Genomic DNA, 22,252 nt, shown 5'->3' with positions numbered 1-22,252 from the left:
GACTCGCATCCTAGCGGGCGGCGGCCCGGGCCACCAGGGTCAGCTCGACGCGCGCAGGGCCCACGACCGGATCAGGTCGATCCGCTGCTGCAGCACCGCCGACGAGGCGGACGCCGCCGGAGGTCCGCCGGTGCCCGACCGCAGCCGGGTGTGGATGACGCCGTGCGGCTCACCGGTGCGGTGGTGCCACGCCCCGACCAGCCCGTTGAGCTCGCGCCGCAGGGCTCCCCGCTGCTCGAAGAGCACCTCCTCGCGCACCGCAGCCGGCGTGGCGGGCTTGCGCTGACGGCGGGACCGCTGCAGCAGCTCGGCCACCTGCTCGGGGTCGAGCAGGCCCGGGATGCCCAGGAAGTCCAGCTCCTCGCCGTCGTCGGAGAGGCTCTCGTAGCCGAACTCGCCACCGTCGTAGAGCACCCGGTCGAACGAGGCGTCGCTGCCCAGCGCCTTGTACGTGCCGAGCTCGTCCGCCGAGGCCGCCTCGGACTGCTGCGCCCGGGCGAGGAGCTCGGCCTCGGCCGCGAACAGGTCGGCCGCGTCGTCGACGGGTCGACCCAGGACGTGGTCGCGCTGGGTCTCCAGGTCGCCGGCGTGGCCCAGCAGGGCGGGCACGCTGGGCAGGAAGATCGTGGCGGTCTCCCCCCGACGACGCAGCCGGACGAACCGGCCGACCGCCTGGGCGAAGAACAGCGAGGTGGCCGTGGTCGTGGCGTAGACCCCGACCGACAGTCGTGGGATGTCGACGCCCTCGCTGACCATCCGCACGGCGACCATCCAGGGCTCCATGCCGGCCGAGAACTCCGCGATCCGCTGGCTGGCACCGGCATCGTCCGACAGCACCACGACCGGGTCGACCCCGGCGATCTCACGCAGGATCGCGGCATACGCCCGCGCCGACTGCTGGTCGCTGGCGATCACCAGACCACCCGCGTCCGGCACGTCGCGTCGCACCTCCAGCAGCCGCGTGTGGGCCGCCCGGAGCACCTGAGGGATCCACGACCCGGCCGGGTCGAGAGCGGTCCGCAACGCCTGCGCCGTGGCATCACGGGTCAACGGCTCGCCCAGCCGAGCGACCATCTCGTCGCCGGCCCGCGTGCGCCAGTGCATCGCACCGGAGTAGGCCATGAACAGCACGGGCCGCACCACGCCGTCTCGCAGGGCCGAGCCGTACCCGTAGGAGTGGTCGGCGACGCTCGTGGTCGTCCCGTCGTCGGCCGGTGCATAGGTGACGAACGGGATCGGGTGGTCGTCGGAGCGGAACGGGGTGCCGGTCAGGGCGAGGCGCCGTTCGGCCGGCTCGCACGCCTCGCGGACGGCCTCGCCCCAGCTGAGCGCGTCGGCGGCGTGGTGCACCTCGTCGAGGATCACGAAGGTGCGACGGTGCTCGATGCGCACCCGGAACGCCGCCGGGTTGACGGCCAGACCGGCGTAGGTGACGACGAATCCCTGGAATCCCGCCCCGAGCGCGCCCGAGCCGGCGACCCCGGGGTCCAGCGAGATGCCCGCACCGGCGGCGGCGTGGGCCCACTGCGTCTTGAGGTGGTCCGTGGGTGCCACCACCACCACCCGCTCGACCACGCCGCGGTGCAGCAGGTCGGCCGCGAGAGTCAGGGCGAACGTCGTCTTGCCGGCGCCGGGCGTCGCCACCGCCAGGAAGTCCCGAGGCTGTCGCCGCTGATAGGTCTCGAGGGCGGTGCGCTGCCAGGCACGGAGCCTGGGGCTACTCACCCGATCCGGACCCGCCGCCGTCGCCGTCGCCGTCCTGCATGCCGTCCCAGATCTCCTTGCAGGTGGGGCACACCGGGTAGCGCTTCGGGTCGCGACTGGGCACCCAGACCTTGCCGCACAGCGCGACGCACGGGGTCCCCATCACCATCGCCTCGGTGAGGACGTCCTTGGGGACGTAGTGGCTGAACCGTTCGTGGTCACCGTCCTCGGTGCGCAGGTCGGTGCGCTCGTCCTGGACCGTCTGGGTACCGCTGCCGAAGAATCCCACCGGACCATCGTAACGAGTCCCGGTGACCCTTCGTGCCGTCAGTTGTCGTGCGGGTCGTCGGGGTAGGTCGACCAGAACCGGAGGTCGTCCTGCTGACGGCGCAGCACCTGCCGCCACAGCGTGTCGGGGTGGGGCGAGAGCAGGTCCTCGGGGTCGGCGGCCACGACCATCCACGACGACTCGGCCACCTCGTCCTCCAGCTGACCCGGACCCCAGCCCGCGTAGCCGGCGAACACCCGGACCCCGCGGAAGTCCCCGGCCGCCGGCGGCGGCGCGTCGAGGTCGACCAGCCCCACGAGTCCGTCGGTTCGGCGCCAGCCGGGCGGGTCGGAGGGGGGAGACTCCGGCAGGATGCCGAGCGCCAGCGCGGCGTCGGCGGCGACCGGCCCGCCCTCGAACAGGCAACCGGGCGAGATGACGGAGTCGACCCAGTCCGGCAGCACGTCGTCGACGTCGGCGTCCAGGGGTCGGTTGACGATCACGCCCAGGGCCCCGTCGGCGTCGTGCTCGATCAGGTAGACGACGCTGCGCCAGAAGACCCCGGACTCGATCGCCGAGGTCGCCACGAGCAACCGGCCCCGCATCGTGTCCATACCTCTATGATGCCCGCATGACTGCCCCTACATCGTCAGCCGAGCCGTCGGACTCCTCGGCGTCCGGCGAGGAGCAGTACACCGTCGACGAGCTCGCGGCCCACGTGGGCATGACGGTCCGCAACGTCCGGGCCTACGCGAGCCGTGGTCTGCTGCCGCCCCCGAGGCTGGCCGGACGTACCGGCTTCTACAACCGCGAGCACGTGCAGCGCCTGCAGCTGGTGCGCGAGCTGCTCGACCGCGGCATCACCCTCGCGGCGGTCGAGACCGCCATCCGCGACGCCCGACCGGCGACCGCGGGGCACACGTTGGACCTGCTGCACCTGCTGGACACGCCCCACGACGTGGAGCCCGAGATCATGTCCCGTGACGCCCTGGCCGCCCTGGCCGGTGTCGAACGGGACGACCAGCTGATCCATGCCATGGCCGAGCACGGCCTGGTGCGCTACCTCGACGACGAGATGGTCGAGGTGCTGCAGCCGCAGGTGGTCCGGATCGGGGCGACGGCCGTGGCCCTCGGCCTCGCGCCCGACACGATCATCCGGCTCTACCCGCTGATGAAGTCGCGTCTGCGCGCGATCGCCGACGCGTTCGTCGCCTCGGTGCTCGAGGAGATCGTCGAACCGTTCGTCGCGGCCGGCATGCCCGAGCACGACTGGTCCAGGATCCTCACCATCATCGAGGAGCTGCTGCCCGTCTCGGGACAGATCACGGTCGCGATCCTGCGGGCCCAGCTCGGCGAGGCGATCGACTCGGAGCTGACGACCCAGCTCGGCCGCGTCCTGCCGGAAGCAGACGCGGCCGGCTGAGCCGGTGGGTGGTCAGGCAGCCAGCGTGTTGCGCAGCCACGACAGGATCGTGACCGGCGCGGGCTCGGCGGGGGCGATCTCCGGCAGCACCGCCGAGCGGCGAGCCGTCCGGCCGATCTCGCGACCGCGCTCGAGCAGGTTCGGCGACATGACCGGCACGCCGGCGGCGCGCGCGATCAGCTCGTCCTCCTTCTCGAAGGCACGGGCGAGCGCCTCGTTGTCGAGGGCGGAGTCGAGGATCCGGCGGGCGCCGGGGGCGATCGCGGCGGCGTTCACCCAGGCCGAGACGACCCCGATCTCGGGGGTCTCCGCTCCGGGGCCGACGAGCTGCTCGAGCTGGTTGCTCAGCTGGGCCGACCAGTACATCTGGACGTCGAACAGCAGGGCGTCGGCGTCGTGGAACGCCTCGCGGGCGCCGGGCACGGCGTCCAGCGCGGAGTCCGCGGTGATCTCGGAGGTCGCATCGGCCACTGCGAGGATCTGCTGCAGCGCGGCCTTGCGCAGGTGGTAGGCATCCCAGGTCATGGTGGTGTTCCTTTCGGTGCCGTTGGACCACGAGCGACATACTCGCGGTACGTACTTCGAGTATGTGGCATTTGCGCAGGTCAGGCCACTCACGGGCACTGTGATTCCGAGCACCTGTACCCCCCGTGCGTAGGATGTGACCCATGACTCACCCCGCCAAGGTGCTGCGCGCGGCGCGCAAGACCGGCCGTCGCCCCGCCATGTCGGGCACGAAGCGCTCGCTGCTGGACAGCGCCACCGCGTTGTTCACCGACCACGGCTACGCCGGGACCTCCCTCGACGAGGTCGTCGTCGCCGCCCGGGTCACCAAGGGCGCGCTCTACCACCACTTCCCGAGCAAGCTCGCCCTGTTCGAGAGCGTCTTCACGACGCTGCAGCGCGAGACCGTCCACCGCATCGAGAAGGCGATCGACACCTCCAAGGACCCGTGGGAGCGGGCCCGGATCGGCCTGCAGATGTTCCTCGAGGTGTGCCGGGACTCCCAGTACCGCCGGATCTGCCTGCAGGAGGCGCCGGTCGCACTCGGCCACGAGCGCTACCGGGAGGCCGAGCGCACCGCCACCCTGGGCGTCGTGCAGAACGCCGTCGACGGGGTGCTGGCGGACATCGGCGGCGTCGACGACCTCAACGAGGCGTTCGCGGCGATCTTCAACGGCGCCATCCGCTCGGCCGCGGAGTTCGTGGCCGACGCGGAGGACCCCGACGTCGCGAGCGAGCGGGTCGAGATGTCGATCGGCACGATCCTCGCCGGGATGCGCCTGCTCCCGCAGTCCGCCCGCTGAGGCCTACTGGGCGGTCGCCGACCCGCTCTCGGGCACCAGCTCGATCCAGATCTTGCCCGGGTCGATCGTCACCGGGGCGCCGGCCGCGTCGGTGAAGGTCAGGCGGCCGCCGAGGCCGTCCTTCGCCCACGACACGTCCTGGGCCTGGTCGCCGGCGAGGATCAGCGCCCGACCGCCCCCCTGGAACACCGTCTCGGGCACGTCGTTGCCCCCGGGGTCGAGGTAGCCGGCCGACTGGACCGGGGCGAACACGACGATCAGGGTGGTGGCCGCGAAGTCCTGGCCCTCGGCGGCGAACCCGTTGGTGCGCGACCACACCCCGTTGCCGAACGCCCAGGTGTGCGTGGTCGACCGCGAGAACTGCACGGAGGCCGACGACACCGTGCGGGTGGCAGGCGGGGCAGCCGTCGTCCCCGCCGAACCCTCGGCCTCGGCGGGCTCCTCGGCGCCCTCGGCCTCCTCGCCCTCGGCCGGCGTGAAGTCCAGGTACGGCCCCGGGATGTCGGTGGCCGTCGCCGCCGCGGCGACCGCGGTCAGGTCGACCAGCCGGTTGTACGGACGCGACTTGGAGCTGTCGGTGCTGAAGCCGGGGGCGCCGCCGTCCTCGGAGAACACCGGGATGCCCGCGGCCGCCACCTGGTCGACGGTCGGCGGCGCGCCACCGGTGGCGACGAGCTGGCCGGCCACCGGGGCGGCGATGCCGATGTCGGTGCCGCGCATCGAGCGCACGTGGCCGACCTGGGTCGGCAGCGCGGTGTAGTAGAACGCCGCGAGGCGCGTGACGCCGCCCTCGACGAGCTGGCCGACGACGAGGTCGGCCTGGTTCAGGCCGTACTGCGGAGCGCCGGCACGGGTGTTCTCGACCTTCACGACGAACACCGGGTTGGCGGGGGCGCCGTCCGGCAGCTCCAGTCCGGTCAGGGGGTTCATCTGCACCAGCGGCGTGCTGTCGCCCTCGGTCGCCTCGTCGGCCGGGGCGGGGTCGTCCCCACCGCAGGCGGCCAGGGACAGGGCGACGGCGGACACGACCGCGAGCAGGCGAAGCTTCATGCCTGACAGGATGCCGCACCGGACCCCACCACCCGGTGCGGACACACCGGCGCCCCTGCTGCCGCCGGCTCGCGCTGTCGGCGCCGGCTGCGACGATGGACGGGTGTCAGATCCGCTGAGTCGTTTCGCGCCCGCGACCGCGGAGTGGTTCGCGAACGCACTCGGCGAGCCGACCCCCGTGCAGGCGCAGGCCTGGGACCGCGAGGGGGCGGGCGCGTCCGGCCACCACCAGCTGGTGGTGGCGCCGACCGGCTCGGGCAAGACCCTCGCGGCGTTCCTGGCCGCCATCGACCACCTGCTGCACACGACCGAGGAGCGCGAGGGCACCGCGGTGCTCTACGTGTCGCCGCTGAAGGCCCTGGGCGTCGACGTCGAGCGGAACCTGCGCTCCCCGTTGGTCGGCATCACCCAGACCGCGGCCCGACGCGGCGAGGAGTTCCGGGCCGTCACGATCGGGGTCCGGTCCGGCGACACCCCCGCGGCCGAGCGTCGCCGGCTCGTGGCCAAGCCGCCCGACATCCTCATCACCACCCCGGAGTCGCTGTTCCTCATGCTCACGTCGGCAGCGCGCGAGACCCTGCGCCACGTGCGCACGGTCATCGTCGACGAGGTGCACGCGGTGGCCGGCACCAAGCGGGGCGCCCACCTGGCCCTGTCGCTGGAGCGGCTCGACGCCCTGCAGCACGACCCGGCCCGCAGGCCGCGACGGATCGGCCTCAGCGCCACGGTGCGCCCCCACGACGAGGTCGCCCGATTCCTGGGCGGCCGGTCCACCGTGCAGGTCGTGGCCCCGCCGTCGCCGTCGCGACTCGACGTGCAGGTGGTGGTGCCGGTCGACGACCTCACCCACATCCCGCCGCTGCAGCCCGCCACCGAGGGCGGGTCCGGGGCCCGGTCGCTCGACGACCCCGGCGGCAGCATCTGGCCGCACCTGGAGGCCGACATCCTCGAGCGGGTGCAACGACACCGTTCCACCCTCGTCTTCGTCAACTCCCGGGGCCTCGCCGAGCGGCTGACGTCCCGGCTCAACGAGGCGTGGGCCGAACGGCACGGTGCCGCCGACGACGACTCCGGCCTGCTCGCCCGCGCGCACCACGGCTCGGTCAGCAAGGAGCAGCGCGACCTCATCGAGGACGCCCTCAAGTCCGGCACGCTGCGGTGCGTCGTCGCCACGTCCAGCCTCGAGCTCGGGATCGACATGGGGGCCATCGACCTGGTCGTCCAGGTCGCGTCGCCGCCGTCGGTCGCCAACGGACTGCAACGGGTCGGTCGTGCCGGGCACCAGGTGGGCGGCACGTCCCTGGGGGTGGTCCATCCCGTGTCGCGTACCGACCTGCTCGGTGCCGCCGTCACCACCGGCCGCATGCGCGACGGTCTCATCGAGGCCTTGGCGGTGCCGGCCAACCCGCTCGACGTGCTGGCCCAGCAGACCGTGGCCGCGTGCGCCCTGGAGCCCCTCGACGTCGAGGAGTGGTTCGACCTCGTGCGCCGCAGCGCACCCTTCGCCGGACTGCCCCGGCGGGCCTTCGACGCCACGCTGGACCTCGTCGCGGGCCGGTACCCGTCCGACGAGTTCGCCGAGCTGCGGCCCCGGGTGGTGTGGGACCGGTCGGCCGGCACCCTCACCGGCCGACCCGGCGCCCAACGCCTCGCCGTCACCAGCGGCGGCACCATCCCCGACCGGGGCATGTTCACCGTCGTCCTGCCCGAGGACCCGGAGTCGGCCGGCGGCCGGCGGGTGGGCGAGCTCGACGAGGAGATGGTGTACGAGTCCCGCGTCAACGACGTCATCAGCCTGGGAGCCACCAGCTGGCGGATCCAGGACATCACGCACGACCGGGTCGTCGTCACGCCGGCCTTCGGGCTCCCCGCCCGCCTCCCGTTCTGGCGCGGGGACAACATCGGCCGCTCGGCCGAGCTGGGCGAGGCCATCGGCGCCTTCGTGCGCGAGCAGGGCGGCCGGTCCACGCCACCAGCGGGACTCGACCACCGCTCGGCGACCAACCTCGCCGCCTTCCTCGCCGAGCAGGCCGAGGCGACCGGTGTCGTGCCGAGCGACCGCACCCTGGTCGTCGAGCGCTTCCGCGACGAGCTCGGCGACTGGCGCATCGTCCTGCTCTCGCCCTACGGGCGTCGGGTGCACGCGCCGTGGGCCCTGGCCGTCGGCACCCGCATCACCGAGCGCTACGGGGTCGACGGTGCCGTGGTGGCCAGCGACGACGGCATCGTCGCCCGCGTCCCCGACGTCACGGGCGGCTGGGACGGGTCCGCCGAGGAGTCCGCCGTCCCGGGGGCCGACCTGTTCGTGTTCGAGCCCGACGAGCTCGACGCCATCGTCACCCGCGAGGTGGGCTCCTCCGCCCTGTTCGCGGCCCGCTTCCGCGAGTGCGCCGCACGGGCGTTGCTGCTGCCCCGCCGCACCCCCGGCGCCCGGGCGCCGCTGTGGCAGCAACGCCAACGGTCCGCGCAGCTGCTCGAGGTCGCCCGCAAGTACCCCGACTTCCCGATCCTGCTCGAGACCGCGCGCGAGTGCCTGCAGGACGTCTACGACCTGCCCGCCCTGGACGCCCTGACCCGCAGGATCGCCTCCCGCGAGGTCCAGCTGGCCGAGGTCACCACCACGCGGGCGTCACCGTTCGCCCAGAACCTGGTGTTCGGCTACGTCGCGGCGTTCCTCTACGAGGGCGACGCACCCCTGGCCGAACGACGAGCGTCGGCCCTGGCGCTGGACTCCGGCATGCTCGCCGAGCTGCTGGGGCGCGCCGAGCTGCGCGAGCTGCTCGACCCCGAGGTCGTCGACCGCACCGAGGCCGAGCTGCAGCGCCTCGCCGAGGACCGCCGCGCCCGCGACGCCGAGGGGGTCGCGGACCTGGTCCGGTCGATCGGTCCGCTCTCCACCGCCGAGGTCGCGGCCCGCGTCACCGCGCCCGAGCACACCGACGAATGGCTCGAGCAGCTGCGGGACCAGCGACGGCTCATCGAGGTCGCCGTGGGCGGGGAGGTCCGGTGGGCGGCCGTCGAGGACGCCGGCCGGCTGCGCGACGCCCTGGGGGCCGTCATCGCGCTCGGCGTCCCCGAGGCGCACCTGGCCGCGGTCGCCGATCCCCTGGGGGACCTCGTCGCCCGGTACGCCCGCACCCACGGACCGTTCACCGCCGCCGACGTCGCCGGCCGCCTGTCGCTGGGCAGCGCCGTCGTCCTCGACGTCCTGCGCCGGCTCGGCCAGGACGGCCGGGTCACCGAGGGCGAGTTCCGGCCCCAGGCCACCGGCTCGGAGTGGGTCGACCCGGGAGTCCTGCGACGGCTGCGCAGCCGCTCCCTCGCGGCGGCCCGCCACCAGGTCGAGCCGGTCGATCCTCGGGCGTTCGCCCGGTTCCTGCCGGCCTGGCACGAGGTCGGCACCCGGCGGCGGGGCACCGATGCGGTGCTGGCCGCGGTCGACCAGCTCGCCGGGGTCTCACTGCCGGCCTCGGCGTGGGAGTCGCTCGTGCTGCCCGCGCGGGTCGCCGACTACTCCCCCGCCATGCTCGACGAGCTGTTGGCGGCCGGCGAGGTGGTGTGGTCGGGCGCCGGCACCCTGGCCGCCCGCGACGGCTGGCTGCAGCTGCACCCCGCCGACCTGGTGCTGCCCGCCACCGTGCCGCCCGGCGAACACGGCGACCGCCACCTCGAGGTCATCTCGGCCCTCGACGGCGGCGGCGCGTTCCTCTTCCGTCAGCTGGTCGAGGCGGTCGGCGACGAGCAGGGCGACCTGGTGGACGTGCTGTGGCAGCTGGTGTGGGAGGGCCGGGTCAGCAACGACACGCTGGCACCCGTCCGCCTGCTCGTCGGCCGCCGTGGCACCCACCGGTCCCCCGGGCGGGCGCCCCGGGCGCGGGTGCACCGCCTGCGAGCCGGCGGCTCACGTCCGCCCCGTCCTGCCGGGCCACCCACGGCCAGCGGTCGCTGGTTCGCGCTGCCGGTGCCGGCGGTCGACCCCACGGCGGAGGCTCTCGCACGCACCGAGACCCTGCTCTCGCGGTACGGGGTGGTCACCCGGGGGTCGGTCATGGCCGAGCAGACGCCCGGCGGTTTCGCCCGCGCCTACCGCGTGCTCCGGGAGCTGGAGCAGACCGGCGCCTGCCTGCGTGGCTACTTCATCGACTCCCTGGGCGCTGCCCAGTTCGCGTCAGCGGCCACGATCGACCGGCTGCGGGCCTTCGGCGACGACGCGCCGACCGGTCCCGACGTGCCCGCCCTGGTCCTCGCGGCCACGGATCCCGCCCACCCGTTCGGGGCCGCCCTGCCGTGGCCCGAGCGCGACACCGATGCGGGTCACCGGCCGGCTCGCAAGTCCGGCGCCCTCGTCGTGCTCCGCGACGGGGCGCTGGTGCTGTACGTCGAGAAGGGTGGCCGCAAGGTCCTCACCTGGACCGACGACCCGCTCGCGTTGGCGGCCGCGGCCGAGGCGCTGACCTCGGTGGTGCGGTCGGGCCGGATCGGCCGGCTCACCGTGGAGTCGGCCGACGACCGGCCGGTCGAAGGGTCGCCGCTCGGCGAGGCACTGCGGGCCGCGGGCTTCGAGCGTCACCCCAAGGGCCTGCGCCTCGGCTGACCCCACCCCCTCTCCCCGCGAAGTGGGGAGGGGCGAGAGGGACGATGATGGACGGGACGAGCGACGGACGGAGGATGACGCGTGCCGGAGGGTGACACCGTGTGGCGCACCGCGCACCACCTCCACGAGGTGCTGGCCGGGCGCGACCTGGTCACGTTCGACCTGCGCGTCCCCGACTTCGCGACCTCCGACCTGACCGGCCACCGGGTCGACGAGGTGGTCAGCCGCGGCAAGCACCTGCTCACCCGCATCGGCTCGTTCACCCTGCACACCCATCTCAAGATGGAGGGCGCCTGGCACGTGCAGCCCCGCGGAGCCGGTTGGCGTCGCCCTGCCCACAGCGCCCGCGCCGTCCTCGAGACCACCGAGCACCAGGCCATCGGCTACTCCCTGGGGGTCGTCGAGCTGGTCCCCCGGGACGCCGAGGACACCGTCGTCGGCCACCTGGGCCCCGACCTCCTCGGACCGGACTGGGACGCCGCCGAGGCGGTGCGCCGACTGCGGACCGACCCGACCCGACCCGTCTTCCTCGCCCTGCTCGACCAGCGCAACCTCGCCGGGCTCGGCAACGAGTACGTCAACGAGCTGCTGTTCACCGCGGGACTCGCGCCCACGCGGCCGGTGTCGGACGTGCCGGACCTGCCCCGCCTGGTCGCCCGGGGCCGGCAGATGCTCGACGTCAACAAGGCCCGGGTCGAACGGTCCTTCACCGGGTCGACGCGCCCGGGTCAGGAGCGGTGGGTCTACTCCCGGGAGCGCCGTCCCTGCCGTCGCTGCGGCACCCGCATCAGCCAGGGATCACTCGGCGACGACCCGGTCCGGCAGCGCAACACGTTCTGGTGCCCGCACTGCCAGACCTGAGGTCAGACGGCCACGCGGTCCTGCGTGCCCCACACCATGGCCTCGTCCAGGTCGGTCCGGCGGAAGTCCAGCGAGTCCAGCCACCAGTTCTGACGGATCGTCCACGGCCGGGCCGTGCCCTGCTGCGGCAGCAACGACGTCACCCGCTGGACGTACCCCGACTGCAGGTCGAGCAGGGGCCGCTCCTGGCCCGCGGCGCCGGCGGGGTCGGGCATGCCGAAGGCGTGACCGGTGCGGTCGAGGTGCTGCATGAACCGCGCGACGTACTGCGAGGTCAGGTCGGCCCGCAACGTCCACGACGCGTTGGTGTAGCCGACGCACCAGGCCAGGTTGGGCACGCCGCTGAACATGAGCCCCTTGTAGACGTGCAGGTCGTGCGGGTCGATCGCGCGGCCGTCGACCTCCAGGGCGACCTCGCCGAACGTCACCAGCTGCAGGCCCGTCGCCGTCACGACGACGTCGGCGTCGAGGTGGTCGCCGGAGGCCAGCGCGATGCCCTTCGGGGTGAACTCGGCCACGTGGTCGGTGACGATCGAGGCCTCGCCGCGCCGGATCACCCGGAACAGGTCGCCGTTCGGCACGATGCACAGCCGCTGGTCCCAGGGGTCGTACGAGGGGTTCAGGTGGGTGTCGACGTCGAAGTCGGCGGGCAGGCTGCGCCGGGCCCGCGTGAGCAGGATCCGCCGCGCCAGCTTCGGGAACCGCTGGCAGAACTCGTAGAAGCCCACCGCGACCGACGCGTTGCGGAACCGGGTGATGCGGTGCGCGAGACCGTCGGGCAGCACCTTGCGGGTCCACCCCGCCAGCACGTCCTCCTGGGGCAGCGAGGTGATGAAGGTGGGCGACCGCTGCAGCATCGTCACGTGCTCGGTCCGGCCGGCCAACGACGGAATCAGGGTCACCGCGGTCGCCCCGCTGCCGATCACCACGACCCGCTGCCCCGACACGTCGAGGTCCTCGGGCCAGAACTGCGGGTGCACCACCGTGCCCTCGAAGTTCTCGAGGCCCGGGAAGTCCGGGGTGTACCCCTCCCGGTAGGAGTAGTAGCCGGTGCAGAAGTACAGGAACCTCGCCGTGACGACGGTCTGCTCGTCCCCGACCTGCGAGGTGATGGTCCACCGCGCGGCCTCGCTGGACCACGAGGCGCTGACCACCCGGTGGCCGAAGCGGATGTGCTGCCGGATGCCGAACTCGTCGGCGGTGTCGTTGATGTACTGACGGATGTCGTGACCGTCGGCGATGGACTTGCGGTTCGTCCACGGCCGGTAGGGGAAGCTCAGCGTGTACATGTCGGAGTCCGAGCGGATGCCGGGGTACCGGAAGATGTCCCAGGTGCCCCCGATGCTGTCGCGGGACTCCAGGATCGCGTAGGTCTGGCCGGGCGCCTGCTCGGCGAGGCGGTAGGCCGCCCCGATCCCGGACAGCCCGGCTCCGACGATGACGACGTCGAAATGGTCGGTGGCGGTCATGCGGTCTCCGTCCGTACACGTCACCGACCTATGTGTCAGCGACGATGTCACGATACCCGCGGTATGCCGATCGGGGAACCGAACGTGATGCACGCCCTCCACCTAGGATGAGCGCGTGACCACCCCGATTCCCGACACCGACCTCGACACCGACCTCGACGCGGTCGAGACCCCCTCCCTTCGCGGGTACGGGCTGTTCCTCGCCGTCACGGCCTCCGTCGCGCTCGCCGCGGCGCTGATCCTGGTCCACGACAAGATCACGCTGCTGGAGAATCCCGGCGAGACGCTCAACTGCGACATCAGCGCCTTCGTCAGCTGCGGCGGGGTGCTGACCCAGCCGCAGGCCGAGGTGTTCGGCTTCGCCAATCCGCTCATGGGCATCGTCGGCTTCTCGATCCTGGCCGCGTTCGGCGTCCTGCTGGCCAGCGGCGGGACCCTGCCCCACTGGTTCTGGGGCGGCCTGCAGGTCGGCGTGCTGTTCGGCATCGGCTTCGTCACCTGGCTGCAGAGCCAGAGCATCTACGTCATCGAGCTGCTCTGCCCGTGGTGCATGGTCGTCTGGGCGATGATGATCCCGATCTTCGTGGTCACGACCGGTCAGGTGCTGCGCCAGTACGCGCCCGGCGCGGCCCTCACCCGGTTCGTCAACGACTGGCGGGTGCTGATCATCGCCCTGTGGTTCGTGGCCCTGGTGAGCCTCATCTGGTTCAAGTTCGGCGACACCCTCTGGGCCTGATCGACCCCGCCTGGTCAGTCCTACGGGACCGTGCCGGACACCTGCTCCAGCACGGTGGCCAGCGTGACGTCCCGCTCGGTGATGCCGCCGGCGTCGTGGCTGCTGAGCCGGACCGTGACCCGGTCGTAGACGTTGCTCCACTCCGGGTGGTGGTCCATCTCGTCGATCCGCGGTGCGGCGGCGGCCATGAACGCCATGGCCGCGCCGAAGCTGCTGAAGGTGAAGGTCTTGGCGATCGCGTCGCCGTCACGCTGCCATCCGTCCAGCTCGGTCAGGGCCGCGGTGATCCGGTCGTCGTCGAGGAGTCCCATCCCCCGACCGTACGCCTGCGGCGACCGTCCATCCACCCGTCACCCAGGATCCACCGGGACGACATCGACGCCTTCTAGCCTGCCGCCCATGCATCCCTCCCCCCGAAGGCGCTCCCGCGTCCGATCCGTCGCCGCGGCGACGGCAGTCCTGGCCCTCCTCTCCACCGCGACCGTCGCGTCGGCAGCCGAACCGGCCGTCGAGCTGTCCGCCCCCGACGCCGCCGTCGAGCTCGACGTGCTGGGCACCTACCGCACCGGTCAGTTCGACGTCAGCGCGGCCGAGATCGTGGCCTTCCACCCGGCCACCGACCGCACCTTCGTCGTCAACGCCTTGTCGGGCCGGGTCGACGTGCTCGACGCCGCCGATCCCACGGCCCCCACACTGGTCGGCTCGATCGCGGTCGACCAGATCGGTGAGGGCGCCGTGGCGAACTCGGTTGCCATCCGCGCCGACGGCCTGGTCGTCGTGGCGGTCGAGGCCCCGGTCAAGACCGACCCGGGTGCCCTGGTGTTCGCCGATGCCGCGACGCTCGCCGTCCTCGGCTCGGTGCAGGTGGGGGCCCTGCCCGACATGGTCACCCTGACCCCGGACGGATCGACGGCCGTGGTCGCCAACGAGGGCGAGCCGGCCGACGACTACAGCATCGACCCGGAGGGATCGGTCGGTGTCGTCGCGCTGCCGGACACCCTCGCCGCCCCCTCCCAGGACGCCGTCCGGACGGCCGACTTCCACGCGTACGAGGCCGACGGCGACCGCACCCTCGACGAGGACGTGCGCGTGTTCGGCCCGACGGTCAACGAGGCGTTCCCGGTCTCGGCGAACCTCGAGCCGGAGTACATCGCCATCGGCGGCGACGGCACCACCGCCTACGCCGCCCTGCAGGAGGCCAACGCCGTGGCGGTCGTCGACTTGGCCTCGGCGACGGTGACCGACGTCTGGCCGATGGGGTTCAAGGACCACTCGGTGGAGGGCAACGGCTTCGACGCCTCGGACCGCGACGGCGGCATCGACATCTCGACCCATCCCGTGCTCGGCATGTACATGCCCGACGGCCTCAACTCCTACACCGCAGGTGGCACGACCTACCTGGTCTCGGCCAACGAGGGTGACGCCCGCGAGTGGGGCGACTACGAAGAGCCGGTCCGGGTCAAGGACCTCGGCGACGACGGCTTCGCGCCGATCTGCGAGGACTCCCCCGCTGCCGGCCTGACGGGCGACGCCGACCTCGGACGACTGAACGTCTCGATCGCCAACGGTCTCCGCGAGGACGGCACCTGCTACGAGCAGCTGTACTCCTTCGGCGCCCGGTCGTTCTCGATCTGGACCACCGACGGCACCCAGGTGTTCGACTCCGGCGACGCGCTGGAGCAGATCACCGCGGCAGCCGTGCCGGAGTTCTTCAACTCCAACCACAGCGAGTCCAACCTCGAGGGACGCAGCGACGACAAGGGTCCGGAGCCGGAGAACCTCACCATCGGCACGGTCGGCGACCGGACCTACGCGTTCATCGGGTTCGAGCGCGTCGGCGGGATCGGCGTCTTCGACATCACCTCCCCCGGCGACGTCCAGTTCGTGACCTACGCCAACAACCGGGACTTCGCCGTCTCGGTCGAGGACGCTGACGACCCGGCCGCGGTGCTGGACTCCGCGGGTGACCTCGGACCTGAGGGCCTGACGTTCGTGCCGGCCGACGACTCCCCGACCGGCGAGGCCCTGCTCGTCGTCGGCAGCGAGGTCTCGGGCACCACGACGTACTTCGGCGTCAGTGACCTCACCGAGGTCGGCGACACCCCCTTGGCCATCAGTCTGGACAGCGCCACGGTCGTGGCGGGCGGCACGCTGACCGGTTCGGTGTCCGGGGCCGAGCCCGGCGAGGTCCTCACGGCCACGCTGTTCTCCGACCCGGTCGACCTCGGCACGCTGACCGCCGGGGCCGACGGGGTCGCCGGGCTGTCGCTGGTGGTCCCGGCGTCCACGCCGGCCGGGACCCACACCCTGCAGGTGTCCGGCCCGTCGGGCACGGCGACCGCGGCGGTCGTGGTCACGGCCGCCCCCGGCGCCGGCAGTGGCGACGGTGCCGGGCCGGGCAGCGGTACCGGCGCTGGAACGCCGGGTGGCTCGAACGGCCTGTTGCCCGACACCGGCACCGGTGTCGCCCTGACGGCCCTCGCGGCAGCCTTGGCCCTCGTGGCCACCGGTGTCGCCCTGGTGCGTCGCCGATCGGCGGCGTAGGCACCGCGTGAGACCCCGTCGTCGGGCGTCGACCTCATCGGTCGGCGCCCGACGACGCGTCCCGTGACCCCGTGGCGTGTGATGCTGGTCACGTGAGCCTGCCGTGAGGCAGTGACGTGAATGGATGGACCGCGGCGCAGGAGGGTGCGACGCACCGTCGATCGTCGGCTTGCCGCCAACTCACTGCCCGGCAGCCCGTCGTGACACCTGCGCCGGCCACCCCCGACCGCGCCGGTGGCGAGGGAGTCGGGATCGTTCCCCCGTGATCGCCAACAGTCCTGTGGGAGCCGATCATGCAGCACCTCCGTCCGTCCGCCCGTCCGGCTCCGCGCCGTGGCCGACCTCGCCTGCTCGCCGCGGTGGCGGCCACGGCCCTGACGTCCGTGCCCGCCCTCGTGGCCGTCGCGGCGCACGCCGCGGACCCCGACATCCAGCTGGGCACCGCGTGGAGCTTCTCGGTGCTGGCCGGGTCCGGCGTCACCAACACCGGCGTGACCAGCCTGGCCGGCAACGTCGGCTCGTACGAGACGACCACCGTCAGCACCGACACCCCGTGGGTCTTCACCGGCGCCGGGGCCGGTGACGAGGCCGGCAGCGGAGTCACGCAGCAGGCCAAGCAGGACCTGCTTGTCGCGTACAACACCGCCGCCGGCGCCTCGCAGACCGCCGACCTGCCGGCCGAGCTCACGCGGAACGACCCGTACCTGGCGGGCGTGTACCGCGTGACCAGCAGCGCGTTGCTCAGCGGTCCGATGGTCCTGGACGGAGGGGGCAGCACCGACGGCATCTTCGTGTTCCAGATCCCGTCGACCCTGACCACCGCATCGGGCTCGGCCGTGACCTTCGTGAACGGCGCGCGGCCGTGCAACGTCTACTGGCAGATCGGCAGCTCGGCGACCTTCGGCACGAACAGCGTCTTCATCGGCAACGTGCTCGCGTACACGAGCATCACGGCGACGACCGGTGCCGTCTTCGAGGGCCGGCTGCTGGCCATGAACGGCGCGGTGACGCTGGACAGCAACACCATCACGGGCACCGGGTGCGCCACGACCGGCGGGGACGACGACGACGGGGGCGACGACGACGGTGGTGACGGCGGCGACGGTGGTGACGGCGGCGGCACGACGCCTCCGCCGGGAGGCACCGGCACGGTGACGCCCCCCGTCGACGGGACCCCCGGCGGCTCGACCCGTCCGCCCGGCTCCCGCACGGGTGGCCCCAGCAGCTCGACCGGGCCGGTCGGCAACCCGGCCTCGACCCGGACCGACCTGCCCCGGGTGGGCGGACCCGAGCTCCTGCTGCTGCCGCTCGGCCTGGTGGCCCTGCTCGCCGGCGCGACGGCGCTGCGTCGCTCCCGCGCCGACTGAGGGGTCAGGTGTTGGGGCGGTCGGTGCCGAGGCCGGCCGCCCCGGCGGCGTCGTCGGCGAGCGTCTGGCCGGCACCGTCGTACAGGTGCAGCACGATGTCGGCACCGTGCTCACGGGCCTGGGCCGCCTCGTCGGCGAACTGCACCACGACCGCCACCACCCCACCGAAGCCGCTCTCCTCCAGCCGTGTGATGGCCGTGCGGTTGGCGCCGTGGAACGGCATCGCCAGCACCGCGAGGTCGAGGTCGTCCGCAGCGGTGAGTCGCATCCAGAACTCGGGGTCACTCGCGTCGCCCTCGACCACCTGGAGGCCGGCCTCGCGCAGGCTCTCGACCCGTTCACCGTCGGCGTCGACGCCCACGACCTCGAGTCCGTGCTCGTCGACCAGCTGCTCGTACGCGGACCGACCGACCCGGCCCATGCCGATCACGACCCCCTGCGCGTGGGCCACGTCGATCGGCCGGTCCTGGTCGAGCAGCCGGTCCGGGTCCTTGGCCGGGAGCCACCGTGCCGCCAGCGTGACCAGCTGCTCGCGGCCCGTGTTGGCCGCGGTGGAGGCGAGGAAGCTGAACGCCACCGCGGTGGAGATCACCACCAGCCAGTCCTCCTCCAGGACCCCGGAGGTGACCCCGTTGTCGACGACGATCAGGCCGAACTCCGAGAAGCTCGCCAGGGACGCGGCGACGAGCGCCGCGCTGCGGTGCCGCAACCCGGTCCGGTCGAGCAGGACCGCGAAGCCCACGGCCTTGAGCGGAACGAGCAGCAGCACCAGCAACAGGGCGACCAGGAGGTCGCTCGCGGACGGCAGACCGACGAACCCGATGGAGACGAAGAAGCCGACGAGCAGGAACTCCTTGAGGCCGAAGATCGCCCTGCGGATCTCGCCCGACCGCTCGTGCGAGGCCAGCAGCATGCCGAGCACGAGCGCGCCGAGGTCACCCTTCAGCCCGACCGCGTCGAACAGGAGGTAACCGGGCACGAGCGCGATCACGACCCCGAACAGCACCTGCACCTCACCGTGGTCGAGCCGCCCCATGACCCACCGGACCACCCACGCACCGGGCACGACCAACACCAGGCTCAGGGCCCACGGACTGGGCAGCTCGCCGGTGCTGCCGGTGAGCACGGCGACGGCCACGATGTCCTGGATGACCAGCACCCCGATCGCGGTCCGGCCGAAAAAGGCCTGGGTCGAGTTGGTCGCCTCGAGCAGCTTGACGACGAACACCGTGCTCGAGAACGACAGGGCCACGCCGATCAGCGCGTACCCGCGCCAGTCGAGCCCGGCGACCAGGCCGAGCCCCGTGAGCCCGAGGGCGGCGATCATCGCCACCGCCACCACGGTGGAGACCACGATGTGCACCGTGGCCGTGACCCAGACCTCGCGCCGCACCAGGGTGCGCGGATCGAGCTTCAGACCGATGCCGAACAGCAGCAGCGTGACACCCACGTCGGCGGCGACGTCGAGGGCCTCGAACGACCGCACGCCCGACGCGTTGAGGATGAACCCGGCGGCCAGGAATCCCACCATGGGCGGCACCCGCACCGCCTGGGCCGCGAGTCCGCACACCAGTGGCACGGTGAGGAGCAGGCTGAGGTCCATCGGTCGGGCTCCTCGTCGGGCGGCGGGGGTCCAGCAGGACAGGACGCAAGGATACGGGTCGGGTACGGGGCGGGGCATGTCGTGCAGCTGCGGGGATCCCCTGGAGCTGCGGGGATCCCCTACTGCGCAACAAGGCTCGCAGCGGGGGCCCACTCGATTCACCGACCTGATTCACGACAGCTGCGGGGATCCCCTACTGCTCGCAGAGCTCGCAGCGGGGGCCCACTCGATTCACCGGCCTGAATCACGACATGACGAGGCCCCACCACCCAAAACCGGGGTGGTGGGGCCTCGTCATGTCGTGGAGCTGCGGGGAATCGAACCCCGGTCCTCTGGCGCTGATTCAGGTCTTCTCCGGGTGCAGTCCGCCTGACGCTTTTCTCAGCCCCGGTGCTCGGACGGACACGTCACCGACAGGCTCAGTCACAGAAAAGTCCCGATCACGCCCTGTGACACGGCGTGGTCGGCAAGTCCCCTTGATGAGACAGACGATCCGGGACGGGGACGCTCCCGGGTCTGCCCTTCACCAGTCGCTGTCAGGCAGCGAGGGCGAAGTCAGTGCGCTTGGAATCGGCACTTATAAGGTTCCAGGGGTCGTTTAAGAGATAACCCTGGGTTCTCTACCCGCTTCATCTGAATCGAACGACCACAGTCGAAACCGATCAGCCCCTCTGGAGTTGTCAACCACCGCCGAAGCGGTGTCGTCCAGCATAACCCCTGGGGACGACCGATTGTTCCCCCTGCGACCGACCTTTCAGCGCCGGCCGGCCGTCAGCATGCGGGCCACACCGGCGAACGTCCGGCCCGCGGACTCGGCGACCTGCAGCGGCAGCGCCAGCACGGTGCGAGGAGCGACCGCCACCAGCACGTTCTCGGCGGCGGCCAGCAGCCGCTCCGCCCGCGCCACCACCGCGTCGAACCGCGCGACCGTCAGGTCGAAGCCCTCGACCGACCGGCTCAGGTCGTCCAGGGCGCTCGCGAGCTCACCGACCACCGGGTCGAACGACCCGACGGTCCCCTCCAACCGGGTGACGGCAGCACTGAGGTCGCGCAACGTCTCGTCGACGTCGAGCAGACTGCGGAACCGTCCCCGGCCTTCGTTCGCCATGGGCCGAGCATAGGCACCGGCCACGGTCACCGGGCCGGAACGCGTCTCAGAGCTTGTAGTCCTTCAGCAGCGCACGGCCGATGATCATCTTCTGGATGTCCGACGTGCCCTCACCGATCAGCATGAACGCCGACTCGCGGTACAGGCGCTCGATCTCGTACTCCTTGGAGTAGCCGTAGCCGCCGTGGATGCGGAACGACGCCTCGACGACCTCGTTGCAGTACTCGCTGGCGAGCATCTTGGCCATGCCGGCCTCGACGTCGTTGCGCTTGCCGGCGTCCTTGAGCCGCGCGGCCTTGACGACCATGGCGTGGGCGGTCTCGACCTTCGTGGCCATCTCGGCCAGACGGAACAGGATCGCCTGGTGCTGCGCGATCGGCTTGCCGAAGGTCTCGCGCTGCTGGGCGTAGGCGATGCCCAGCTCGAAGGCGCGGTTGGCGATGCCGACGGCGCGGGCGCCGACGTTGACGCGGCCCACCTCGACGCCGTCCATCATCTGGTAGAAGCCCTGGCCGGGCTTGCCGCCGAGGATCTGGTCGGCCGAGATCTGGTGCTTCTCGAAGATCATCTCGGTGGTGTCGATGCCCTTGTAGCCCATCTTGTCGATCTTGCCGGGCACCGTGACGCCCTGCGCCGTCTCGCCGAAGCCGGGGTCCTTCTCGACCAGGAAGGTGGTCATGTTGCGGTAGACGCTGTCGTCGCCCTCGTCGGTCTTGACCAGCACCGCGACCAGGGTGGAGCTGCCGCCGTTGGTCAGCCACATCTTCTGGCCGGTGATCTCGTAGCCGTCGTCGTTCTTGACCGCCTTGGTGCTGATGGCGGCGACGTCGGACCCCAGCGACGGCTCGCTCATGCTGAACGCGCCCCGGACCTCACCGGTGGCCATCTTCGGCAGGTACTTCTGCTTCTGCTCGTCGGTGCCGTGGTGCATCAGCAGGTACGCGACGATGAAGTGGGTGTTGATGACGCCCGAGACGCTCATCCAGCCGCGGGCGATCTCCTCGACGACCAGCGCGTACGTCAGCAGCGACTCACCGAGTCCCCCGAACTCCTCGGGGATCATCAGACCGAAGATCCCGAGCTCCTTGAGGCCCTCGATGATGTCGGTCGGGTACTCGTCGGCGTGCTCCAGCTCCGTCGCGACCGGGATGATCTCCTTCTCGACGAACTGACGGACGACCTTGAGGATCTCGGTCTGCTCCTCGGTCAGTCCTTCGGTGCTGACGAGACGGCCCATGGTGACTCCTGACGTGTGCGCCGCGAGGCGCAGGTGGGGGCGGGTGGACGACGGCTCGACTTTACCCGCAGGCCCGGCGGGCTGCGCGTCGTGCCCGACCGTCAGTCGACCAGCGGTGGCTCCGGCACCGGGCGCCTGGTGGTGACGACCGCCAGACCCGCGAGGATCAGCCCGAGGCCCAGGTACACCCCCCACGGAGGCGACTGGGAGAGGAACACGGCGGCCAGCAGGGCCGCCAACGGCACCTCGAACAGCAGCAGCAACGAGATGACCATGGGGGTCATCACGGCCAGCAGGTGGTTGAGCAGCGAATGGCCGAGGAACTGGGCGCTGATCGTCACGGCCACGATGAGCAGCCAGTCGCGGGTGTCGAAACCGGCGAGCTCCACCCCCGACACCAGGGCTGCCGCCGCGAGCACCGCCGAGCAGACCGTGTAGCAGGCCGCGGTGTAGGCGGTGGTCGAGAGCTCGCGACGCACCTCGTTGCCGGCGACCAGGTACAGCGCGGCGAACAGACCCCCGGCCACGGCCATCGCGTCGCCCAGCAGGGCTCGCCCCGACACCTGGAAGTCGAACCCCGACACCACGAGGACCCCGGCCACCGCGAGGGCCGAACCCACCAGGGCAGCCGTCGGCACCGCCAGCCCACGGATCCGGTCGATCGCGATGACCCACACCAGCTGGGTCGTCACGAGCGCCGTCGCCGCAGCCACCGAGGTGAGCTTGAGCGACCCGACCCAGAACGCGAAGTGCAGGGCCAGCATCGTCCCGGCCACGACCACGAGCCGCCGGCCGCGCGGGGACAGCGCCCGCAGCTCGTCCCTGCGCCGCACCGCGGCCACCGGCACCAGCACCACGCTGGCCGCGGCGTTGCGCCAGAAGGCGATCGCCAGGGCCGGCGCCTGGGTGGCGGCCATCAGCGGGCCGGACGCCGAGACCCCGAGCACCGCGACGAGGGCCAGCAGCGCATTCACCCCGACA

18 protein-coding genes and 1 other RNA gene are annotated in these 22,252 nt (G+C 72.1%); 7 read left to right on the top strand and 12 right to left on the bottom strand.

Annotation, left to right across the window (positions count from 1 at the left end; translation table 11 throughout):
* Positions 1-39: 39 nt before the first annotated feature.
* From HMPREF0063_RS01865 to HMPREF0063_RS01855, 3 genes are read right to left on the bottom strand one after another with little or no spacing between them, the layout of a single operon-like run.
* Positions 40-1,725 carry a DEAD/DEAH box helicase gene (locus HMPREF0063_RS01865; protein WP_007076946.1) on the bottom strand — a complete coding sequence of 562 codons (1,686 nt, stop codon included), beginning with the start codon at positions 1,723-1,725 and terminating at the stop codon, positions 40-42.
* The gene (locus HMPREF0063_RS01860) at positions 1,718-1,993 is read right to left on the bottom strand and encodes a DUF3039 domain-containing protein (RefSeq protein ID WP_007076945.1); all 276 of its coding nucleotides are present in this window, start codon (positions 1,991-1,993) and stop codon (positions 1,718-1,720) included. The genes HMPREF0063_RS01865 and HMPREF0063_RS01860 overlap by 8 nt, the downstream gene beginning before the upstream one ends.
* 38 nt (positions 1,994-2,031) lie before the next feature.
* On the bottom strand, positions 2,032-2,586 hold the full coding sequence (locus HMPREF0063_RS01855) for a YqgE/AlgH family protein (protein WP_007076944.1): 555 nt from the start codon (positions 2,584-2,586) through the stop codon (positions 2,032-2,034).
* 17 nt (positions 2,587-2,603) lie between these two features.
* On the opposite strand from HMPREF0063_RS01855, the gene HMPREF0063_RS17055 reads away from it, so the two are divergent.
* Positions 2,604-3,395, top strand: a complete 792-nt coding sequence (locus tag HMPREF0063_RS17055; protein ID WP_007076943.1) for a MerR family transcriptional regulator — start codon at positions 2,604-2,606, stop codon at positions 3,393-3,395.
* A 12-nt stretch (positions 3,396-3,407) separates the two neighbouring features.
* Here HMPREF0063_RS17055 and HMPREF0063_RS15540 read toward each other — a convergent pair whose 3' ends face one another.
* A complete protein-coding gene (locus HMPREF0063_RS15540; protein WP_050760881.1) occupies positions 3,408-3,920 on the bottom strand; it encodes a hypothetical protein in 513 nt (170 codons plus the stop codon).
* A 143-nt stretch (positions 3,921-4,063) separates the two neighbouring features.
* Between HMPREF0063_RS15540 and HMPREF0063_RS01840 the strand changes: the two genes are divergently transcribed.
* Entirely contained in the window at positions 4,064-4,702 is a 639-nt protein-coding gene (locus HMPREF0063_RS01840; protein ID WP_007076942.1) for a TetR/AcrR family transcriptional regulator, read from the top strand.
* Positions 4,703-4,705: 3 nt separating this feature from the next.
* On the opposite strand, the gene HMPREF0063_RS01835 is transcribed toward HMPREF0063_RS01840, so the two are convergent.
* Positions 4,706-5,752: a DUF3048 domain-containing protein gene (locus HMPREF0063_RS01835; RefSeq protein ID WP_007076941.1), complete on the bottom strand. Its 1,047-nt coding sequence runs from the start codon at positions 5,750-5,752 to the stop codon at positions 4,706-4,708.
* Positions 5,753-5,855: 103 nt separating this feature from the next.
* Here HMPREF0063_RS01835 and HMPREF0063_RS01830 point away from each other — a divergent pair, with 103 nt between their 5' ends.
* Positions 5,856-10,346, top strand: a complete 4,491-nt coding sequence (locus tag HMPREF0063_RS01830) for an ATP-dependent helicase (protein WP_040320027.1) — start codon at positions 5,856-5,858, stop codon at positions 10,344-10,346.
* A gap of 81 nt (positions 10,347-10,427) precedes the next feature.
* Positions 10,428-11,207, top strand: a complete 780-nt coding sequence (locus HMPREF0063_RS01825; protein ID WP_007076939.1) for a DNA-formamidopyrimidine glycosylase family protein — start codon at positions 10,428-10,430, stop codon at positions 11,205-11,207.
* A 2-nt stretch (positions 11,208-11,209) separates the two neighbouring features.
* Here the strand turns inward: HMPREF0063_RS01825 and HMPREF0063_RS01820 are convergent, their stop codons facing one another.
* Complete coding sequence (locus tag HMPREF0063_RS01820) at positions 11,210-12,676, bottom strand: flavin-containing monooxygenase (protein ID WP_007076938.1); 1,467 nt, start codon at positions 12,674-12,676, stop codon at positions 11,210-11,212.
* A gap of 115 nt (positions 12,677-12,791) precedes the next feature.
* Here HMPREF0063_RS01820 and HMPREF0063_RS01815 point away from each other — a divergent pair, with 115 nt between their 5' ends.
* Entirely contained in the window at positions 12,792-13,412 is a 621-nt protein-coding gene (locus tag HMPREF0063_RS01815; protein ID WP_007076936.1) for a vitamin K epoxide reductase family protein, read from the top strand.
* A gap of 20 nt (positions 13,413-13,432) precedes the next feature.
* On the opposite strand, the gene HMPREF0063_RS01810 is transcribed toward HMPREF0063_RS01815, so the two are convergent.
* Positions 13,433-13,723 (bottom strand): 4a-hydroxytetrahydrobiopterin dehydratase, encoded by a 291-nt coding sequence (locus tag HMPREF0063_RS01810; protein ID WP_007076935.1) that lies wholly within the window; start codon positions 13,721-13,723, stop codon positions 13,433-13,435.
* An 88-nt stretch (positions 13,724-13,811) separates the two neighbouring features.
* Between HMPREF0063_RS01810 and HMPREF0063_RS01805 the strand changes: the two genes are divergently transcribed.
* Positions 13,812-15,956, top strand: a complete 2,145-nt coding sequence (locus HMPREF0063_RS01805; protein ID WP_007076934.1) for a choice-of-anchor I family protein — start codon at positions 13,812-13,814, stop codon at positions 15,954-15,956.
* A 293-nt stretch (positions 15,957-16,249) separates the two neighbouring features.
* Complete coding sequence (locus HMPREF0063_RS01800) at positions 16,250-17,323, top strand: ice-binding family protein (RefSeq protein WP_007076933.1); 1,074 nt, start codon at positions 16,250-16,252, stop codon at positions 17,321-17,323.
* Between the two features lie 4 nt (positions 17,324-17,327).
* Here HMPREF0063_RS01800 and HMPREF0063_RS01795 read toward each other — a convergent pair whose 3' ends face one another.
* The 5 genes from HMPREF0063_RS01795 to HMPREF0063_RS01780 form a co-directional block, all read right to left on the bottom strand.
* Positions 17,328-18,926 carry a cation:proton antiporter family protein gene (locus HMPREF0063_RS01795; RefSeq protein ID WP_007076932.1) on the bottom strand — a complete coding sequence of 533 codons (1,599 nt, stop codon included), beginning with the start codon at positions 18,924-18,926 and terminating at the stop codon, positions 17,328-17,330.
* Between the two features lie 299 nt (positions 18,927-19,225).
* Positions 19,226-19,596: a transfer-messenger RNA gene (gene ssrA, locus HMPREF0063_RS16120) on the bottom strand.
* A gap of 84 nt (positions 19,597-19,680) precedes the next feature.
* The gene (locus HMPREF0063_RS01790; RefSeq protein WP_007076930.1) at positions 19,681-20,034 is read right to left on the bottom strand and encodes a hypothetical protein; all 354 of its coding nucleotides are present in this window, start codon (positions 20,032-20,034) and stop codon (positions 19,681-19,683) included.
* 46 nt (positions 20,035-20,080) lie between these two features.
* Positions 20,081-21,271 carry an acyl-CoA dehydrogenase family protein gene (locus tag HMPREF0063_RS01785; protein ID WP_007076929.1) on the bottom strand — a complete coding sequence of 397 codons (1,191 nt, stop codon included), beginning with the start codon at positions 21,269-21,271 and terminating at the stop codon, positions 20,081-20,083.
* 101 nt (positions 21,272-21,372) lie between these two features.
* Entirely contained in the window at positions 21,373-22,245 is an 873-nt protein-coding gene (locus HMPREF0063_RS01780; RefSeq protein ID WP_007076928.1) for a DMT family transporter, read from the bottom strand.
* Between the last annotated feature and the right edge of the window lie 7 nt (positions 22,246-22,252).

Source organism: Aeromicrobium marinum DSM 15272, from assembly GCF_000160775.2.
Taxonomy (GTDB): domain Bacteria; phylum Actinomycetota; class Actinomycetes; order Propionibacteriales; family Nocardioidaceae; genus Aeromicrobium; species Aeromicrobium marinum.
This window is presented reverse-complemented; position numbering and strand designations above follow the sequence as displayed.

What these genes read in the sequence shown, in the direction of transcription:
- HMPREF0063_RS01855 (WP_007076944.1), bottom strand. Translation starts at nt 2,586, where the DNA reads ATGGACACGATGCGGGGCCGGTTGCTCGTGGCGACCTCGGCGATCGAG.
- HMPREF0063_RS17055 (WP_007076943.1), top strand. Translation starts at nt 2,604, where the DNA reads ATGACTGCCCCTACATCGTCAGCCGAGCCGTCGGACTCCTCGGCGTCC.
- HMPREF0063_RS15540 (WP_050760881.1), bottom strand. Translation starts at nt 3,920, where the DNA reads ATGACCTGGGATGCCTACCACCTGCGCAAGGCCGCGCTGCAGCAGATC.
- HMPREF0063_RS01840 (WP_007076942.1), top strand. Translation starts at nt 4,064, where the DNA reads ATGACTCACCCCGCCAAGGTGCTGCGCGCGGCGCGCAAGACCGGCCGT.
- HMPREF0063_RS01835 (WP_007076941.1), bottom strand. Translation starts at nt 5,752, where the DNA reads ATGAAGCTTCGCCTGCTCGCGGTCGTGTCCGCCGTCGCCCTGTCCCTG.
- HMPREF0063_RS01820 (WP_007076938.1), bottom strand. Translation starts at nt 12,676, where the DNA reads ATGACCGCCACCGACCATTTCGACGTCGTCATCGTCGGAGCCGGGCTG.
- HMPREF0063_RS01810 (WP_007076935.1), bottom strand. Translation starts at nt 13,723, where the DNA reads ATGGGACTCCTCGACGACGACCGGATCACCGCGGCCCTGACCGAGCTG.
- HMPREF0063_RS01805 (WP_007076934.1), top strand. Translation starts at nt 13,812, where the DNA reads ATGCATCCCTCCCCCCGAAGGCGCTCCCGCGTCCGATCCGTCGCCGCG.
- HMPREF0063_RS01800 (WP_007076933.1), top strand. Translation starts at nt 16,250, where the DNA reads ATGCAGCACCTCCGTCCGTCCGCCCGTCCGGCTCCGCGCCGTGGCCGA.
- HMPREF0063_RS01795 (WP_007076932.1), bottom strand. Translation starts at nt 18,926, where the DNA reads ATGGACCTCAGCCTGCTCCTCACCGTGCCACTGGTGTGCGGACTCGCG.
- HMPREF0063_RS01790 (WP_007076930.1), bottom strand. Translation starts at nt 20,034, where the DNA reads ATGGCGAACGAAGGCCGGGGACGGTTCCGCAGTCTGCTCGACGTCGAC.
- HMPREF0063_RS01785 (WP_007076929.1), bottom strand. Translation starts at nt 21,271, where the DNA reads ATGGGCCGTCTCGTCAGCACCGAAGGACTGACCGAGGAGCAGACCGAG.